At 40.8% G+C, this 17,623-nt stretch carries 15 protein-coding genes and 1 tRNA gene; 4 read left to right on the top strand and 12 right to left on the bottom strand.

The genetic code is table 11. The annotated features are described in order from the left end of the window. Positions 1–36: 36 nt before the first annotated feature. The 4 genes from infB to PTRA_RS04985 all read right to left on the bottom strand — a co-directional run bounded on the left by infB (position 37) and on the right by PTRA_RS04985 (position 5,072). Positions 37–2,697, bottom strand: coding sequence for a translation initiation factor IF-2 (gene infB, locus PTRA_RS05000; RefSeq protein WP_058372921.1), 2,661 nt, complete (start codon positions 2,695–2,697; stop codon positions 37–39). 25 nt (positions 2,698–2,722) lie between these two features. Beyond that, positions 2,723–4,222 carry a transcription termination factor NusA gene (nusA, locus tag PTRA_RS04995; protein WP_058372920.1) on the bottom strand — a complete coding sequence of 500 codons (1,500 nt, stop codon included), beginning with the start codon at positions 4,220–4,222 and terminating at the stop codon, positions 2,723–2,725. A 38-nt stretch (positions 4,223–4,260) separates the two neighbouring features. After that, positions 4,261–4,716, bottom strand: coding sequence for a ribosome maturation factor RimP (gene rimP, locus PTRA_RS04990; RefSeq protein ID WP_041454374.1), 456 nt, complete (start codon positions 4,714–4,716; stop codon positions 4,261–4,263). Positions 4,717–4,995: 279 nt separating this feature from the next. Beyond that, positions 4,996–5,072: transfer RNA gene (locus PTRA_RS04985), tRNA-Met, on the bottom strand. A gap of 290 nt (positions 5,073–5,362) precedes the next feature. On the opposite strand from PTRA_RS04985, the gene PTRA_RS04980 reads away from it, so the two are divergent. Next, positions 5,363–6,916 carry a cryptochrome/photolyase family protein gene (locus tag PTRA_RS04980; RefSeq protein ID WP_058372919.1) on the top strand — a complete coding sequence of 518 codons (1,554 nt, stop codon included), beginning with the start codon at positions 5,363–5,365 and terminating at the stop codon, positions 6,914–6,916. Positions 6,917–6,995: 79 nt separating this feature from the next. Here the strand turns inward: PTRA_RS04980 and PTRA_RS04975 are convergent, their stop codons facing one another. Together PTRA_RS04975 and PTRA_RS04970 are read right to left on the bottom strand one after the other, a co-directional pair. Next, entirely contained in the window at positions 6,996–7,442 is a 447-nt protein-coding gene (locus PTRA_RS04975) for an Hsp20 family protein (RefSeq protein ID WP_011327682.1), read from the bottom strand. Positions 7,443–7,732: 290 nt separating this feature from the next. After that, the gene (locus PTRA_RS04970; RefSeq protein WP_011327681.1) at positions 7,733–8,179 is read right to left on the bottom strand and encodes an Hsp20 family protein; all 447 of its coding nucleotides are present in this window, start codon (positions 8,177–8,179) and stop codon (positions 7,733–7,735) included. 349 nt (positions 8,180–8,528) lie between these two features. On the opposite strand from PTRA_RS04970, the gene PTRA_RS04965 reads away from it, so the two are divergent. After that, on the top strand, positions 8,529–8,792 hold the full coding sequence (locus tag PTRA_RS04965; protein ID WP_058372918.1) for a GrxA family glutaredoxin: 264 nt from the start codon (positions 8,529–8,531) through the stop codon (positions 8,790–8,792). A gap of 160 nt (positions 8,793–8,952) precedes the next feature. Beyond that, positions 8,953–10,815, top strand: coding sequence for a DEAD/DEAH box helicase (locus tag PTRA_RS04960; RefSeq protein WP_058372917.1), 1,863 nt, complete (start codon positions 8,953–8,955; stop codon positions 10,813–10,815). Positions 10,816–11,272: 457 nt separating this feature from the next. Here the strand turns inward: PTRA_RS04960 and PTRA_RS04955 are convergent, their stop codons facing one another. From PTRA_RS04955 to PTRA_RS04940, 4 genes are all read right to left on the bottom strand, one after another. After that, entirely contained in the window at positions 11,273–12,829 is a 1,557-nt protein-coding gene (locus PTRA_RS04955) for an AbgT family transporter (RefSeq protein ID WP_058372916.1), read from the bottom strand. A 160-nt stretch (positions 12,830–12,989) separates the two neighbouring features. After that, the gene (locus PTRA_RS04950) at positions 12,990–13,265 is read right to left on the bottom strand and encodes a YfcL family protein (RefSeq protein WP_058372915.1); all 276 of its coding nucleotides are present in this window, start codon (positions 13,263–13,265) and stop codon (positions 12,990–12,992) included. 30 nt (positions 13,266–13,295) lie between these two features. Beyond that, positions 13,296–14,411 carry an ATP-NAD kinase family protein gene (locus PTRA_RS04945; protein WP_058372914.1) on the bottom strand — a complete coding sequence of 372 codons (1,116 nt, stop codon included), beginning with the start codon at positions 14,409–14,411 and terminating at the stop codon, positions 13,296–13,298. After that, complete coding sequence (locus PTRA_RS04940; protein ID WP_058372913.1) at positions 14,401–14,955, bottom strand: elongation factor P hydroxylase; 555 nt, start codon at positions 14,953–14,955, stop codon at positions 14,401–14,403. Before PTRA_RS04940 ends, PTRA_RS04945 begins: the two co-directional genes overlap by 11 nt. Positions 14,956–15,270: 315 nt before the next feature. Between PTRA_RS04940 and PTRA_RS04935 the strand changes: the two genes are divergently transcribed. Then, complete coding sequence (locus PTRA_RS04935) at positions 15,271–15,951, top strand: 2'-5' RNA ligase family protein (protein ID WP_237113475.1); 681 nt, start codon at positions 15,271–15,273, stop codon at positions 15,949–15,951. Between the two features lie 9 nt (positions 15,952–15,960). On the opposite strand, the gene PTRA_RS04930 is transcribed toward PTRA_RS04935, so the two are convergent. Further along, positions 15,961–16,320: a DUF4112 domain-containing protein gene (locus PTRA_RS04930; protein WP_041454373.1), complete on the bottom strand. Its 360-nt coding sequence runs from the start codon at positions 16,318–16,320 to the stop codon at positions 15,961–15,963. 125 nt (positions 16,321–16,445) lie between these two features. Beyond that, positions 16,446–17,543, bottom strand: coding sequence for a chorismate synthase (gene aroC, locus PTRA_RS04925; protein WP_011327672.1), 1,098 nt, complete (start codon positions 17,541–17,543; stop codon positions 16,446–16,448). Positions 17,544–17,623 lie beyond the last annotated feature (80 nt).

The raw sequence follows: 17,623 nt of genomic DNA, 5'->3' as shown, positions 1-17,623 counted from the left end.
GCTAAGCCCCCATTTATTAGTCTAGCTAGCTAACAATTAAAGAGTACGTTGTATTTCAACTGTTTCAAATACTTCAATTTGGTCGCCAACACGAACGTCATTGTAGTTCTTAACGCCGATACCACATTCCATGCCGTTACGAACATCAGCAACATCGTCTTTAAAGCGACGAAGTGACTCAAGTTCACCTTCGTAGATAACCACGTTATCACGAAGTACACGAATTGGAGCGCTACGTTTAATAACACCTTCAGTAACCATACAACCAGCAATTGCGCCAATTTTTGGAGACTTAAACACGTCACGAACCTGAGCAAGACCAATAATCTCTTGCTTAAATTCTGGTGCCAACATACCCGACATTGCTTGTTTAACTTCGTCAATCAAGCTGTAGATTACGCTGTAGTAACGTAAGTCTAAGTTTTCAGACTCAATTACTTTACGAGCAGAAGCATCAGCACGAACGTTAAAGCCAACCACAATTGCGTTAGACGCTGCAGCAAGTGTTGCATCAGTTTCGGTAATTCCACCAACACCTGAACCTACTATCTTCACTTTCACTTCATCAGTAGAGAGTTTAGTTAGTGAATCAGAAATTGCTTCGATTGAACCTTGAACGTCAGCTTTAAGTACCACGTTAACTTCAGACACGTCGCCTTCAGTCATATGACTAAACATGTTTTCAAGCTTAGCTTTTTGTTGACGCGCTAGTTTAACATCACGGAATTTACCTTGACGGTATAAAGCAACTTCACGCGCTTTACGCTCATCTTTAACTACAGTCGCTTCGTCGCCTGCAGCTGGAATACCAGAAAGACCTAAAATCTCTACAGGAATAGAAGGACCCGCAGACTTAATGTCTTTACCGTTTTCATCGCGCATTGCACGAATACGACCATACTCAAGACCACATAATACAATGTCACCTTGGTTAAGCGTACCTGATTGAACAAGTATAGATGCAACTGGACCACGACCTTTATCTAAGCGTGATTCAATAACAACACCTGCAGCCATACCAACAGTAGGAGCAGTAAGCTCTAAAAGCTCAGATTGGTTTAATACCGCTTCTAAAAGCTCATCAATACCTAAACCTGTTTTTGCAGAGATATGAACGTACTGCGTATCGCCGCCCCATTCTTCTGGAATAACGTCAAGCTGAGCTAGCTCGTTCTTAACGCGATCTGGGTCTACGCCTTCTTTATCCATTTTGTTTACAGCAATGATTAAAGGAACGCCAGCAGCGCGTGCATGCTGTACCGCTTCTTTAGTTTGTGGCATAACACCATCATCTGCTGCAACCACTAGGATTACGATATCAGTCGCTTGAGCACCACGAGCACGCATTGAAGTAAATGCGGCGTGACCCGGAGTATCTAAGAAAGTGATCATGTTGCCATTAACATCAACATGGTATGCACCAATGTGCTGTGTAATACCACCGGCTTCGCCTGAGGCAACTTTAGCTGAACGAATGTAATCAAGTGTAGATGTTTTACCATGGTCAACATGACCCATAACAGTTACAACTGGTGCACGTGGCTCAGACTTACCATCTTCATGGCGATCGTTTAGTACTTTTTGCTCTAATTCGTTTTCTTTAACAATGATAACTTTGTGGCCCATTTCTTCTGCAACAAGTTGTGCAGCTTCTTGGTCAATTACTTGGTTAATAGTAACCATGTCGCCCATTTTCATCATTGTTTTTACAACTTCAGCGCCTTTAACAGCCATGCGTGACGCAAGCTCAGCAACTGTAATTGTTTCGCTAATACGCACTTCATTTTTAACATCAACAGTTGGCTTTGTAAAACCATGCTGTAGCGATGTAGGTGCTTTTAACTTGCCTTTATTACGGCCTTTAGACGCTGCAAATTTATCTTTTGCTGGCGCTTTTTTCTTTTTCTTCGCACGGCGTGTGCCTTGCTCATCACGAGCATCAGCAACATCTTCTGCTTCACGTGCGTAAGTCGAAGTTGTAAGGTGGTGATCAGATGTTTCTTCACGCTTCTTACGCTCTTCTTCTTCTTTCTTCCAGCGTGCTGAGTTCTCTTCAGCTAGCTTTCTTGCTTCTTCTGCTTGACGTTTCGCTTCTTCTTCAGCTTTCTTCAATGCGGCCTCTTCTGCTTCTTTTTGCAGACGCTCAGCTTCGATGCGATCTTTCTCAGACTTAGCACTTTGCTCTGGGGTCATCTGCTTTTGTTTCGCTTTACGCTCTGCATCAGCTTTGCGTTTAGCTTCTTCTTTAGCTTTACGATCAGCGTCTTCTTTCGCTTTACGTTCAGCCTCTTGTTTCGCTTTCAATTCTGCGGCTTCTTGTGCAGCTTTTTGCTGCTCTTCAAGGCGCAGTTTTTCTTCAGCGGCTAGGCGTAGCTCTTCTTGCTCTTGCTCCATTGCGCTTTTCTTCACGTAGGTACGTGTTTTGCGAACTTCAACTTGAACAGACTTTGCTTTGCCCGTTGAGCCAGTCACACTTAATGTGCTTTTGCTCTTACGTTGCAATGTCATACGCGCTGGGCCATCTGAACCTGTGCCGCCATGCTGCTTGCTTAAGTGATCAAGTAACGTCGCTTTTTCAGCTTCGGTTACGCTTTCGCCTGCTTGCTTGGTAATACCGGCTTGTGAAAACTGCTGTAGCAATTTATCAACAGTTGTACCTATATCACCGGCTAGTTTTTCAACATTTACTTCTGCCATAGTCTCTAATACCTCCGTTAATAAATTACTCGTCTGCAAACCAACAAATGTTACGTGCAGCCATAATCAGTTCACCTGCTTTTTCAGGTGATAGTTCTGTAATATCCACTAATTCATCAATACCTTGCTCAGCTAAGTCTTCAAGTGTAATTACACCCTTGCTTGCCATAACAAATGCTAAATGACGTTCTAAGCCTTCAAGCGCAAGTAAGTCTTCAGCAGGCTCTGCGCCATCTAAGCTTTCTTCCGTTTTAAGTGCTTTAGTGGTTAATGCATCTTTTGCACGTGAGCGCAATAGATCAACCGTTTCTTCATCTAAGCCATCAATTTCTAAAAATTCAGATGCTGGTACATACGCAACTTCTTCAAGTGACGAGAAACCTTCGTTAATTAATAATGAAGCAAATTCATCATCAATTTCTAAATTTTCAGTAAATAAGTTAAGTAACTTATCTGACTCAGCTTCGTTTTTGCTACGCATGTCTTCAACAGTCATTACGTTTAGTTCCCAGCCAGTTAATTGGCTAGCTAAACGTACGTTTTGACCATTACGACCAATAGCTTGTGCTAGGTTATCGGCTTCTACAGCGATATCCATTGAGTGCGTATCTTCATCCATTACGATTGAAGCTACTTCTGCAGGTGCCATTGCGTTAATAACAAATTGTGCTGGGTTATCATCGTAAAGTACGATATCAACACGCTCACCGCCAAGTTCTGACGATACAGCTTGAACACGTGCGCCACGCATACCTACACAGGCACCAATAGGGTCAATACGTTTGTCGTTAGACTTAACCGCAATTTTAGCGCGCGAACCTGGATCACGTGCAGCAGCACGTAATTCAATCATTTCTTCGCCGATTTCTGGCACCTCAATGCGGAACAATTCCATTAGCATTTCTGGTTTAGAACGCGTTACAAATAATTGTGCACCACGTGCTTCTGGCTTAACTTCGTATAGAAGACCACGAATACGATCGCCTGGGCGGAAGTTTTCACGCGGTAGCATGTCGTCACGGTAAATTACCGCTTCAGCATTATTACCTAAATCAAGAACGATCGCGTCACGAGTGGCTTTTTTAACCACACCCGTTACTAGCTCACCTTCTTTACTTTTGTATTCTTCTACAACTAAAGCACGCTCAGCTTCACGTACTTTTTGTACGATAACTTGCTTAGCCATTTGGGTTGTAATACGGTCAAATTTAATTGAGTCAATTTGCTCTTCAACGTAGTCACCCATTTGCAAGTCAGGTTCTTCAACTTGCGCTGCTTCTAGGGTAATTTCGCTGTATGGGTTCTCTAAAGACCCATCTTCTAATACTGCAGCAATCTGCCAGCGACGGTAAGTGTCGTAGTCACCTGTTTTACGGTCAATTGCTACACGTACGTCGATGTCACCACCGTGCTTTTTCTTTGTTGCTGTTGCTAGAGCGAACTCTAAAGCTTCAAAAATCTTTTCTTTTGGAACCGCTTTCTCATTGGAGACGGCTTCAGCAACCAATAATATCTCTTTTGCCATGGGTTATGCCTCGCTTGCCCTATTCCTTTGCGCTCGAATTAAAACTTTGCAATTATGTTCGCACGCTCAATGTTGCTAAGCATAATTAAATGCTCTGTACCATCACTAGATAGTGTAATCATATCGCTAGTAACTGCTATTAAATCGCCTTTAAAATTACGACGACCGTCTTGTGGAAGTTTAGTACGTAATTGTACTTCCTCTCCTTGCGCCTGCTCGTAGTGATCTTGTTTGAATAATAGACGATCAACACCAGGAGACGATACTTCCAAATCATATTCATTTGTAATTGGGTCTTCGACGTCTAAAATCGCACTTATTTGGCGACTCGCATCAGCACAATTATCAACTGAGATCCCAGCCTCATGAGTAATATAAACTCTTAAGGTAGAATGGCGACCCGCTTGTACAAACTCAAGACCATGTAATTCAAAACCTAACATTTCTACCGCTGGCGTTAACATAGCTACTAAATCTTGTTCAAGTTTTGTCACGAAAATCCTCCATACAAACAAAAAAAGGGCTTATAGCCCTAAAATATTGAGTTTAAATTTTGATTTGATCACTATGTCACAAATCAAACAGTGCAGATACAACAACGCCCCGAACCAAGCGGGGCGTCACACCAATAAGCACAAAACTGTGTGGCCTAGGGCCAAGCTTGGTTGCGAGTCAAAAGTCTGACTAAATTAAACTACAGTAGCTTAAACGCAAAACGCGCATTACTTAGAATGCGCGATATAAATTAGTAAGATTAAACCCACTATTATGATTGGTTGCGGGAGCCGGATTTGAACCGACGACCTTCGGGTTATGAGCCCGACGAGCTACCAGACTGCTCCATCCCGCGCCAATAGATACTAAACTTAATAATTTAATATCGCTGTTAGTAATATCTTTCAACATACTAAACAATGGCGGGTATTATAAGTATGTACGCCGTAATTAGCAACCATAATAAGCAATAAGTTTATAAAAAAAGTGACGCCAAATAGCGTATTTATAATTTAACGCGCAATTATTTAATATTGTTAATTTTTGCACTTATTATCTTAATTTAGGAATTTTTAAATCTATGTTTTTATAAAGTAAGCGATCTTGATGTAATAATTTTGCGTATTAAATTTATTTGGCTTAGGCATGACACACTTTAATACTCTTAGACTCATTTTGGGCGATCAGCTCAACCCTGCTCACTCATGGTATAAAAATAAACAAACCAATACCTTATATGTTATTGCAGAGCTAAAACAAGAAACCAGCTATGTTAAGCACAATATTCAAAAAATCTGTGCATTTTTTTGCGCTATGGAAAACTTTGCAACAGCATTAAACCAAGCCGGATTAAATGTACTGCATTTAACATTAAACGAAACTTGTAATGATGAAGATTTACCCGCATTGCTTACCCGTATAGCAGCGCAACATCAATGCAATACTATTGAGTACCAATACCCAGACGAATATAGATTAAAAACCCAGTTAGCCAACTTTGCAAACACTAGCCCATTAACGGTTAGCGGTGTTGACAGCGAGCATTTTTTACTGCCTTTTGAGGAAATAAAGCACCGTTTTGTAAAAGATAAACACATAACGATGGAGCATTTTTATCGCGCAATGCGCAAACAATTTAATATATTAATGGATAGTAACAAACCACACGGTGGAAAGTGGAACTTTGATAGTAATAACAGAAATAAATTTTCAGCCGCCGACTTAGCGCAAATCCCGCCGCCTAAATTATTTAATAACGATGTAAGCGCTATAATTGCGCGTTTAAATAAACATAATGTTAGCTACTTTGGTAAAGCCGCAGAGCAACTTCCTTGGCCCACAACCCGAAAGCAAGCTATTAGCTGCTTAGATTATTTTTGTTTGTATTTACTGCCTTATTTTGGCCAGTTTCAAGATGCAATGACAGAGCAAAGTAAACATAACAGTAGCCTGTACCATAGCCGCTTATCGTTTGCTTTAAATGCAAAGTTAATACACCCTCTGTATGTAATAAAGCGCGTAATAGCCCAATACGAACAACGTCCTAGTGAGATATCTATTGCTCAAGTAGAGGGGTTTGTTAGGCAAATTTTGGGCTGGAGAGAGTACGTACGCGCAATTTACTGGATTAACATGCCAGATTACGCAACTAAAAATCAGCTTAAAGCCAAAAATACATTACCGCCGTATTTTTGGCATGCTAAAACTAAAATGAACTGCATGCACCATGCGCTCTGTGAAAGCTTAACGACTGCATACGCCCATCATATTCAGCGCCTTATGGTTATTGGTAATTTTTGTTTATTAACGGCTATAAACCCAGATGAGGTTGATGCTTGGTATTTGGGCGTTTATATAGATGCTATTGAATGGGTAGAAATGCCCAATACTCGGGGTATGAGCCAATTTGCCGATGACGGAATTATTGCCACCAAACCCTATGCAGCAAGCGGTAACTATATTAATAAAATGAGCGACTACTGCAAAAACTGCCACTATAAATTAAAACAAAAAGTGGGCGATGACGCCTGCCCGTTTAATAGCCTTTACTGGCATTTTATGCACACGCACAGAGCAAAATTAGAAAAAAACCCACGCATTGGCATGGTGTATAAAAATTGGGATAAACAAGAGGGTACGTTACAGCAAAGTACATTACAGCAAGCCACTTACTATTTGAACAATCTAGCAAGCCTGTAACTTTTAACTTTTAATCTGAACAGCAAAAAGCCGCTAAAAAGCGGCTTTACGGGGATAATCAAAACTAAGCTTATTTAAATTACTTGCCTTCTATAAGGCTACCACTGCCTATTTCAATTTTGCGTGGCTTAAGTGCTTCTGGTATTTCGCGTTCAAGGTTAATGCTCAATAAGCCATTTGCTAAATCGGCACCAAGTACTTTTACGTGATCCCCCAGCTGAAATTTACGCTCAAAGTTGCGCTCTGCAATACCTTGATGAATAAATTTACGCTCACTGGCTTGCTCTTTACCCGTTTTAATACCTGCAACAACTAGTGTGTTGTTTTCTGACTCTATGCTCAGCTCGCTTTCGCTAAAACCAGCAACCGCCATAGTAATTCGGTATTTGTCTTTATCGAGCGCTTCGATATTGTAAGGAGGAAAGCTTGGCTGCTTATCTGAACTTGCTGCCGCATCCATTAAAGACGCTAAATGATCGAAACCGATGAATGAACGATAAAGGGGTGATAAATCTACTGTACGCATAATAATATCCTCATATTTAAGCGATATTTCAGTTGTGCTTTTCTAATGAACAAACACAAATGAAGTTTAATTAATAATATAAATTTCAATTACTTCTGTTTAACAAGGACCCATCAGGCGTCCTCTACTTATCTATATATGGACGTTAAAATTGTTTTCAAGCAAATAACAAATAATTTTTTAAATTTACTCTTTTAAAATACACAACAAGGTCGTTAAACATAAATTACAATGGTAAAAATACCGCCTCAAGCGAGGCGGCTAAAACAGTGGAAAATATTTAAAGTGACTTACTTATCTTCGAGCAAATCATTGCCACCGATTGCTATTTTGCGCGGTTTTAACGCTTCAGGTATTTCACGTTGTAAATCTATGCTGAGTAAACCATGGGCTAAATCAGCAGCGATAACTCTTACATGATCTCCTAACTGAAACTTACGCTCAAAGTTGCGATCTGCAATGCCTTGGTGAATAAATTTACGCTCTTTACTATCGTCTTTACTTTGTTTAACCCCGCTAACTTTTAGGGTGTTATTTTCTGACTCGATTGTCAGTTCGCTATTACTAAAACCAGCAACCGCCATAGTGATTCTATATTTGTCTTTATCGAGCGCTTCGATATTGTAAGGAGGAAAGCTTGGCTGCTTATCTGAACTTGCTGCCGCATCCATTAAAGACGCTAAATGATCGAAACCGATGAATGAACGATAAAGGGGTGATAAATCTACTGTACGCATAATAATATCCTCATATTTAAGCGATATTTCAGTTGTGCTTTTCTAGTGAACAAACACAAATGAAGTTTAATTAATAATATAAATTTCAATTACTTCTGTTTAACAAGGACCCATCAGGCGTCCTCTACTTATCTATATATGGACTGCAAAATTGTTTTCAAGATACTTTTTCAAAAAATTATTTATTTTACTTTTAACACCACATTAAGCGCCCAATAACAGTAGCGATTATTTAAAAACGCTGCTCCCTAAAGCATATCAATAAAAGCGAACAGCTTAATCGCTTGTTTGCTCTTTAATATTTAACTGAATTGGTTACACTAGTAGCAATTTAATTAAGGAGTTCACTATGTTAACTGTAATTTTTGGTCGTGAAGGCTGCCCATTTTGTGTTCGTGCTAAAGACGTAGCAGAGCAACTATCAAATGAACGTGATGATTTTAAATTTCGCTACATCGACATTATTAAAGAAGGCATAAGTAAAGACGATCTTGAGAAGTCTGCCGGCAAACCTTGCCCAACAGTGCCACAAATCTTTGTAGACCAAAAACACATTGGTGGTTTTACTGAGTTTGAAGCCTACGCCAAAGAGAATCTTGGACTTTATCAATAAGTTCTGTATCAAATATGTTAACCAGTTAAATAATTAAGTTACTTAGCTGGTTAAATTTCGACCAACATCAACCACCTATAAATTAGTTGTAATTTCTACAAGCATTTACCGCATTTATCCTTTATAATGCGCGCCTCTTTAAATTCGTTGAGGCGTATTAATGTCAGAACCAGTCACGTTTGAATCTCTAAATCTTTCTCCTGCAATTTTGAAGGCAGTTGAAGAGTTGGGTTACAAGACACCATCTGAAATCCAAGCTCAATGTATACCGTTATTGCTAGAAAGAAAGGACGTACTGGGACTAGCTCAAACGGGTACAGGTAAAACCGCAGCATTTGCACTACCACTATTAAATAATATTGACCCGTCTGTGAAACAGCCACAGATCCTTGTACTCACACCAACCCGTGAGCTTGCGATCCAAGTTGCTGAGGCATTTGAACAATATGCTAAACATGTTCGTGGTATTGAAGTATTGGCACTTTATGGTGGCCAAAGCTACAGTATCCAACTAAGTGCACTTCGTCGTGGCGCGCAAGTTATCGTAGCTACTCCAGGTCGCTTAATCGATCATATTAACCGTGGCACTATCAAGTTTGATGCTTTACAAGCACTTGTACTTGATGAAGCCGATGAAATGTTACGTATGGGCTTTATCGATGATGTAGAAAGCATCATGGAAAAAACACCGCGCGAAAAGCAAACATGTCTTTTCTCTGCGACCATGCCTAAGCAAATTCAAAACATCAGCAGCAAGTATATGAACAATCCTGAACAGGTTCATATCTCTGCGCGTAACTCAACTGTTTCATCAGTAGAGCAAGTGTTTTGGAATGCAAGCATTCATAAAAATAAAGCCATTGTTCGCTTTTTAGAAGCTGAGCAATATGAAGGCGCTATTGTTTTCGTACGTACGCGTAACGATACAGTACAACTTGCTGAATTATTAGAGCGCGAAGGTTTCTCTGCCGCTCCACTTAACGGTGACATGAACCAGCAAGCACGTGAACGCACTGTAGAGCGCTTAAAAAGCGGCATGCTAAATGTTGTTATTGCAACAGACGTAGCGGCACGTGGTCTAGATGTTGACCGTTTAAGTTTAGTTATCAACTACGATATTCCACAAGATTCGGAAGCCTACGTTCACCGTATCGGTCGTACAGGTCGTGCTGGTCGTACTGGTAAAGCAATTTTATTCGTAAAACATAACGAACGTTATTTACTTAAAAATATCATTCGTCATACGAATTCAGATATTGCACAAGTTGAATTACCAACAGCTAAAATTGTTGAAGAAAAACGTATCGAAGCGTTACAAGCCAAGTTAACACTTGCTCTTGAAAACAAAGATATTACTTTCTTTAATGAAGTAGCAGCAAACATGGCTCAAAAGCTTGAACTTTCTGCTGAAGACCTTGCTGGTGCGTTACTGTGTTTAGCACAGCAACAATCACCAATTAAGGTTGAAGAAGTTAAGATTCAACCTCGCGAACGTAACGAGCGCAATGATCGTAACCCACGTAGCAATGACCGTGGTGATCGTGGTCGTCGTAACGAACGTGGTGGTGAGCGCGGCGGTGAACGTGGTGGCGAGCGCGCTGAACGTAAACCTCGTGAGCGTAACAGCCGTGATGCAGGTCCTATGGATACATACCGTATCGAAGTAGGTCGTGAACATGGTGTTCAGGTTAAGAACATTGTTGGCGCTATTGCTAACGAAGCAGACATTTCAAGCAAGTTTATTGGTGATATTCGTCTACACGATAATCACAGTACGGTTCAATTACCGAAAAACATGCCTAAAGATGTACTTGATCATTTCCAAAAAGTGTTTATTTGTAAACGTCCTATGGGCTTAACAATCACTGCTGATCAAGGTCCTGCTGAGCCACGCAGCGAACGCTCTGAGCGTCCAGCTGGCGGCGAAAAACGCAGCTTTAATAAAGATGACAGCGCACGCGGTGATAAGCGCAGCGGTCCTCGTAAAGAACGTCGCCCAGTAAGCTTTACAACGCCGAAATAAGCAACGACTCTTTAATAAAAACCTTGCCACGTAAGTGAGCAAGGTTTTTTTGTGCCTAAAATAAAGCTCTAGGCTCTAGGCTCTAGGCTCTAGGCTCTAGGCTCTAGGCAGACAATAATAATCCCTAATAAAGTAGGCTTGGCGTTTTTTTCTACCTCACAGCTAAATTATCACCTGCATACCCCTTTCTTACCTTCACTGTTCTATTACTTCTCTAAAGCGCAGCGTCTCCTATCCTCTTGGTGAATAACTCACTTAAAAGCATTTACACAAAGAGCAGACAATGAGCAGTAAATGAGGAAGGCAATGCCATAGTTACTTTTATTGGCATTACTTTTATTGGGGGTACTTTATTCGGGTTACAGTGTTTGCCCTACGGTTAAATCTAATCTCTTAACACAAAAAAGCCCCACCAATTTCATGATGAGGCTTTTACTATATTACCTATTTTTTTACGTTAAGGCGCTAGCGCTGGGTAAACGTAGCTGGCATCAAGCCCTAGTGGGATACCAAGTGCCCAGTAACCTAATAAAAATATACTCCAGCCAATCATAAAGGCGATTGAGTACGGCAGCATAATAGCAATTAAGGTACCTATACCCGTGCCTTTCACATACTTTTGACAGTACACCACCACTAATGGGAAATAGGGCATTAACGGTGTAATAATATTAGAGCTTGAGTCACCAACACGATAAGCCGCTTGAGTTAAGTCTGGCGAAATACCAAGTTGCATTAGCATAGGTACAAATATGGGGCCAAGTAATGCCCATTTTGCTGAACTTGAACCTACAAATAAGTTAACAAAACCGGTTAAAAAGATAATTCCCACAACCGTTACTGCACTTGGCAATTCCATTGCTTTTAATAACTGCGCGCCTTCGATTGCTAGTAATGCACCTAAGTTTGATTTACTAAATGCGGCAATAAATAACGAACAGAAAAATGCCATTACAATATAATATGCCATGCCGCTCATCGCTTTACTCATGGCATCTATCATGTCTTTAGAGGTTTTGAAGGTGCCTACGGTAAAGCCGTAAACCGCGCCGGGTATCCAAAATAATAAAAAGATTAACGGTACGATGGATTGCATTAATGGCGAGCTAAAATTAGTTAACGAGCCATCGCTGCTGCGCATTGCCGAGTTACTATCTGCCGATACATAAGCAAGTAGCGCAAGGCCTGCAACCATAACTGAACTGGCAATTATAAATGCACGTTTTTCATCACTGCGAGCATCTTCAAATACGGGTAAATCTTCTTTAGCACCATCTACCGCGGTTTTTTGTAAACGTGGTTCTATAATTTTATCGGTAATGTACCAGCCTAATGCCACTATAAATAAGCTAGACGCTGAAGCAAATGCCCAGTTATTTAACGGGTTAATTGTCATTGCAGGATTAATTATTTGCGCCGCACTTTGGGTAAAACTTTGTAGTAATGGGTCGATACCCGATGGAATAAAGTTAGCCCCAAAACCACCACTCACACCCGCAAATGCAGCAGCTATACCCGCAAGCGGATGGCGCCCTGCAGCATAAAATATAACCCCAGCTAGTGGAATAACTAACACATAACCTGCATCAGTTGCGGTATGGCTTACAATGGCCACTAAAATAATTGAAGGCGTTAATAACTTTTTAGGAGTCACTTTAAGCATTAGCTTAAGTCCGGTATTAATAAAGCCCGAATGCTCTGCAACACCCACACCTAACATAGCCACTAACACTACGCCTAAGGGGGCAAAGCCGGTAAAGGTTTTTACCATAGAGGATAAAAAGGTGGCGAGCGAATCACTTGCTAACATATTATTGATAATAATGGCTTCGCCGGTACGTGGATCTATTGCATCAAAGCTTACGCCTGAAAACCACCACGACAAAAACCAAATTAGTAACATGGCAAACAAAAATATAATGGCCGGATCAGGAAGCTTATTACCTACCCGTTCAACAAAATTTAAAAATCGTGCAATTAAACCAGTTGGCACTGCACTTTGGTTATTATTCATTCTTTAAAGCTCTCTAAATCATATTTTCAATAACCATATCCTATCTTTACACAACAGTAAATTAACCTGAGGCTAACTCCCTCATATCAATACTTTTAAGCAAAAAAACGCGATAAGCCAGTAGCGTATCGCGTTTTAATTAGTTTTAGCCTAGGTTTACTCAGGCCAATGCTTTTACTTCTTCCCACAAACGAGCAACAAGGGTTTTGTCATCTTCATTAAGTTCACCATTATGATAAGCCTTCACTAAGCTTTGCTCTACGGTTTCGTTAAGTTCATCTGTGCTAATAGTTAGCTTTTCTACTTGCGCATACCCTACTGCTAAGTCAAAGTGACCTCGCAAATAGCCTCCTGCAAATAATTCATCATCGGTGGCTTTAGTCACTAAATCATCAAAATAGTGTTGGGCTGCATCAATATAGTTTACTAAACTCATTTATTCTGTCTCCTGGTTTTGCAATGGGTATTAATACCCGACTGCATACATAATGTGGTCGTTAAATCCGCATGTAACTTTAATATAACCGGTTAGTTCATCATCTAAACTACTATCGCCGGTGTCACAAATAAGTGGGCGGCCATCTAAAGCCTGTAATTTTGTTTTTGTAGCTACTACTATAATGTTATTAGTGCCAATAGCGCGAATAAGCGCGGGGCTAAGCTGTTGATTACCACGACCAAAAATATGTCCTTGGCCGCCAATTAAGGTGATCACTAATTTAGTTTTTTGCCCTTGCGTATGTTCAAGTAATTGCGCTGCAGTTAGGTCTTGCGCTATGAGTGTTTGATCTTTAACTAAATCGACACCTAAAAGTGTATTTTCTAGCCCCATTTCTTCCATCACTGCAGCAACGGTTGAGCCACTGCCCATAATGTAAAAAGTGTCCTCATCCATTTCACTCACCACATAGGCGGCAATATCTACAAGCACTAACTCGTCGGTTTCTTTACCGCCATTTTTAACTGCTTGCATGTAACGTACTTCGCTTGGTACTTGCATTTCGCCATAACGTTTTGCTTTAACTGTGCCTTGTCTAAATGCCTCTTCGTCAATGTCCATTACATCGGCGTCACCTAAGGTAACTAAATCGCCTTTTACCAGCATTTCGACTACACGCCCTGCTGCTTTTGGCGTGATTGCATATACCCCTGAATGTATTTTACAGCCAGCAGGAATACCCAGTACGGGTATTGTATCCTCAACAGCATGACAAACATTACGCGCTGTGCCGTCGCCTCCAGCAAATAAAACTAAATCTACACCAAGCTCTTTAAGTGCTTTCACAGCCTGCTCTGTGTCGGTGGCTGTGGTTATAGCATCGCTGTTATATATTACTTGTACCTTAAAGCCGAGTGCTTTAGCGCAGTGCTCGCCCATATCGCCATTTACTGTATAAATAGTTAATTGGTTTTTATAAGGCAGCAATACTTCAAGCGCGGCTTTTGTACGACTATTTGCTTTAGGCTGAGCGCCAAGTGCTAGTGCTTTGGCTGCAGTTGCTGCGCCATCGCTACCTTTTAACGCTACAGTGCCACCTAAACCCGCTAGCGGGTTTATAATTAAACCTAACTTAAACTGCATCCGTGAGCTCCTTGGGATGTTGCCAATTAAATTGCTGTGCACTCATTGGCCATGGCGTATTATAAAAATCAGAGAGTGCTTTCAAAAGTGATTCTGTACGAGAGTTAAAGCCATTTTCGATAAGCGATAATACACGTGCATGTACTCGCTGCTGAAAATCAAATCGACATGTTTGCTCGCCGTTTAAGTTATCAACCGACACATTAAAATTAAACCCTGCTGCGGTGCTTAATAACCACTCTATAGCTTGAGGCTTTACTTCTACGTTTTCAAACTCAGCTTGTTTTTGTTTGTCGCGGCCATCGGGGCAATACCAATAGCCGTAATCTTCAAGTAAACGGCGCTTATCGCCCGCCACCAGCCAATGTGCTAATTCATGTAATGCACTGGCGTAAAAACCATGAGCAAACACAATTTGGTGATACGGCGTTTTATCACAGCTAGGAATATAAATAGGTTCATGCTTGCCTTTAACCAGTCGCGTATTATAGCTTTGGTAAAAAGTGGCTGCAAAAATAGAAATTAAATCAGCAATTTTATGCATAAAAGTTTAATTACTTACTCTGAATATAGGGCTTACTGCCCATTATATTAAAAATGTGCGCGCTAAAAACGAGGTGAATTGTACGGGCTTTCGCTGCGAATGTAAAAAATTGGATAGCGAGTTAACACTTCGGTGTAGCGGCGTTTTATAAAGCCCGTGGGGTTAGCTAATAATAGCTATACAAGGTGCTGCCAAATAGCTGGTATTTATACTGTTTGGCGTATTTACTGCTTGAGCAATAACCCTTACCATCACTATAACGACAGAGTTGCTTACTGAAATACTAAAATTATGTTTAAACTAATGAGTATAAAAATGGTTAAATTTTTATTTATTGCCCTGCTTGGGCTTTTGGGTGTATCACAGCCTGCTGTTGCAAAAAACATCAGTATTAATGTGTTTGCTATTCCTTCGCAACCAATCATTACTTTAATGGCGCAAACCAGTGATGCATTAAAACAAGCGGGCATGGTTAGCTTTTACGATAAAGGCATGCCGGTACACGCTACTTTATATTTAACTGACTTTGCACCCGGTACAGAGGAGGCAATTAAACTTGCGGTAAAAAACATCGTAGCGCAACAGCAGCCTTTTCCCATAACCGCTGAAGGCTTTAGCGTAACACAAAGTAATTGGGCCTTTATTAATTTACAGCCGTCGCGCCAGTTACAAAGACTATCTGACGAGGTAACACTTGCCATTGAACCGCTGCGCGAGCGAAATACTGTAGTGCCTACTTGGGTTAAAAACTACCCCAACAAGTTAACTGCATTTAAGCGCTACGGCAGCCCTAATGTTTTTCAAAACTTTCAGCCACATTTAACATTGTTAGCTAACGAGAAAAGCCCTCAACTGGCTGTTATAAATAAACAAATACAGGCTAACCCACCTAAAGCGCAGGGGCAAATAATAGGTGTAGGTATAGGAATTTCAGATCAGTTTGGTCAACAAAAGCAGGTTATTGCAGAGTACTTTTTTAACAAGGGTAAAAGCTAAATTGCTTTATTACTTTTGCTGCGCTAAGTATTTTTTTAGCAGCTGGGTATTTCGGGTGTTTGCTTTAAAGTAAGCATCAAAAATATCGCCTACTATGGGTAGTAAACCGCCCACAAAGTCGATAAGCATATTAACTAATATACGTAGCTTTATAGTCCAGCTAACACCTAAGCGCTGCGCTTCAATTAATACATAAGCAGATAAAATAAAACCGGCCATATCACCGGCAACGGGCAATAAACCAATAATCGCATCGGCACCAACTTTAAAATTAGTAAAAGGAATTTTTAAACTGCTGTCGGTAATGAAGCTAAATCGCTCCAGCCTTTTCAGTGCAGCTTGTTGCTGAGCCTTTACATTATTTGTCATTGTCACATTTAGCTCCCTCAAACCTGTTTAATTAATTTTAGTAAAAAAGTTGAACTTGCACTGATAAAAAAATACAAAAAACGCGGATCGTCCGCGTTTTTATTATCTACTTAATGTAACTCTAATTATACCGAACCGGGTATCGGCCCATGCTCGTGGTGTACATGTGGGTTTTGACCACGTTGACGTAGCAAATGATCCATTAAAGTAATGGCCATCATCGCCTCAGCAATTGGCACAGCACGAATACCTACACACGGATCGTGACGACCTTTGGTGATCATCTCAACCGCTTCGTTTTCAGTATTGATACTGTTACCCGGTATAGTAATGCTTGAGGTAGGTTTTAGCGCAATAGAAGCAATAATATCTTGCCCCGTAGAAATACCGGCTAATACACCGCCCGCATGATTTGAAGTGAAACCATTAGGTGTTAGTTCATCGCGATGCTCTGAGCCTTTTTGCTCAATGACATCAAAGCCGTCGCCAATTTCAACACCTTTAACCGCGTTAATGCTCATTAATGAATGCGCAAGTTCAGCGTCTAATCTGTCAAATACTGGCTCGCCTAGCCCTACAGGTACATTACTTGCCACTACTTTTACTTTTGCGCCTACTGAGTCACCTTGCTTTTTAAGGCCGCGCATATATTCATCAAGTGCTTCTAACTTGCTCACATCAGGAAAAAAGAATAAGTTGTTTTCAACTTCGTTCCAATCAAAAACGTCTGCTTTAATTGGCCCTAACTGACTTAAGCAGGCTTTTATTTCGATACCATGAAATTGTTTTAAGTATTTTTTAGCAATAGAGCCCGCAGCAACACGAATTGCCGTTTCGCGCGCTGATGAGCGACCACCACCGCGATAATCGCGCAGGCCGTATTTATGCCAATAGGTGTAATCGCCATGACCTGGGCGAAACACGTCTTTAATTTTGCCGTAGTCTTTTGAGCGTTGATCGGTGTTTTCAATCAGTAAACCTATGCTAGTACCTGTGGTTTTACCTTCAAAAACGCCTGAAAGAATTTTTATCTGATCGTCTTCACGGCGCTGCGTGGTATAACGACTTTGCCCCGGTTTACGACGGTCTAAATCTATTTGTAGGTCGGCCTCGGTGATTTCAAGACCTGCTGGTGTGCCATCAACAACGCCGCCTAATGCAACGCCGTGGCTCTCACCAAAAGTAGACACTTTAAATAACTGTCCAATGCTATTACCTGCCATTACTTTTCCTCATTCCTAATGACTACCAATAGCCGAGCTGTACACTCGGCTATTTACTTATATCAATTTATATTCAAATA

The sequence above is a fragment of the Pseudoalteromonas translucida KMM 520 genome (genome assembly GCF_001465295.1).
Lineage (GTDB): Bacteria > Pseudomonadota > Gammaproteobacteria > Enterobacterales > Alteromonadaceae > Pseudoalteromonas > Pseudoalteromonas translucida.
Note: the sequence above shows the minus strand (reverse complement) of the source record. Positions and strands in the feature narration are given on the sequence as shown.

What these genes read in the sequence shown, in the direction of transcription:
- PTRA_RS04935 (WP_237113475.1), top strand. Translation starts at nt 15,271, where the DNA reads ATGGTTAAATTTTTATTTATTGCCCTGCTTGGGCTTTTGGGTGTATCA.
- PTRA_RS04950 (WP_058372915.1), bottom strand. Translation starts at nt 13,265, where the DNA reads ATGAGTTTAGTAAACTATATTGATGCAGCCCAACACTATTTTGATGAT.
- PTRA_RS04945 (WP_058372914.1), bottom strand. Translation starts at nt 14,411, where the DNA reads ATGCAGTTTAAGTTAGGTTTAATTATAAACCCGCTAGCGGGTTTAGGT.
- PTRA_RS04965 (WP_058372918.1), top strand. Translation starts at nt 8,529, where the DNA reads ATGTTAACTGTAATTTTTGGTCGTGAAGGCTGCCCATTTTGTGTTCGT.
- PTRA_RS04975 (WP_011327682.1), bottom strand. Translation starts at nt 7,442, where the DNA reads ATGCGTACAGTAGATTTATCACCCCTTTATCGTTCATTCATCGGTTTC.
- PTRA_RS04930 (WP_041454373.1), bottom strand. Translation starts at nt 16,320, where the DNA reads ATGACAAATAATGTAAAGGCTCAGCAACAAGCTGCACTGAAAAGGCTG.
- PTRA_RS04980 (WP_058372919.1), top strand. Translation starts at nt 5,363, where the DNA reads ATGACACACTTTAATACTCTTAGACTCATTTTGGGCGATCAGCTCAAC.
- aroC (WP_011327672.1), bottom strand. Translation starts at nt 17,543, where the DNA reads ATGGCAGGTAATAGCATTGGACAGTTATTTAAAGTGTCTACTTTTGGT.
- PTRA_RS04940 (WP_058372913.1), bottom strand. Translation starts at nt 14,955, where the DNA reads ATGCATAAAATTGCTGATTTAATTTCTATTTTTGCAGCCACTTTTTAC.
- nusA (WP_058372920.1), bottom strand. Translation starts at nt 4,222, where the DNA reads ATGGCAAAAGAGATATTATTGGTTGCTGAAGCCGTCTCCAATGAGAAA.
- PTRA_RS04960 (WP_058372917.1), top strand. Translation starts at nt 8,953, where the DNA reads ATGTCAGAACCAGTCACGTTTGAATCTCTAAATCTTTCTCCTGCAATT.
- infB (WP_058372921.1), bottom strand. Translation starts at nt 2,697, where the DNA reads ATGGCAGAAGTAAATGTTGAAAAACTAGCCGGTGATATAGGTACAACT.
- PTRA_RS04955 (WP_058372916.1), bottom strand. Translation starts at nt 12,829, where the DNA reads ATGAATAATAACCAAAGTGCAGTGCCAACTGGTTTAATTGCACGATTT.
- PTRA_RS04970 (WP_011327681.1), bottom strand. Translation starts at nt 8,179, where the DNA reads ATGCGTACAGTAGATTTATCACCCCTTTATCGTTCATTCATCGGTTTC.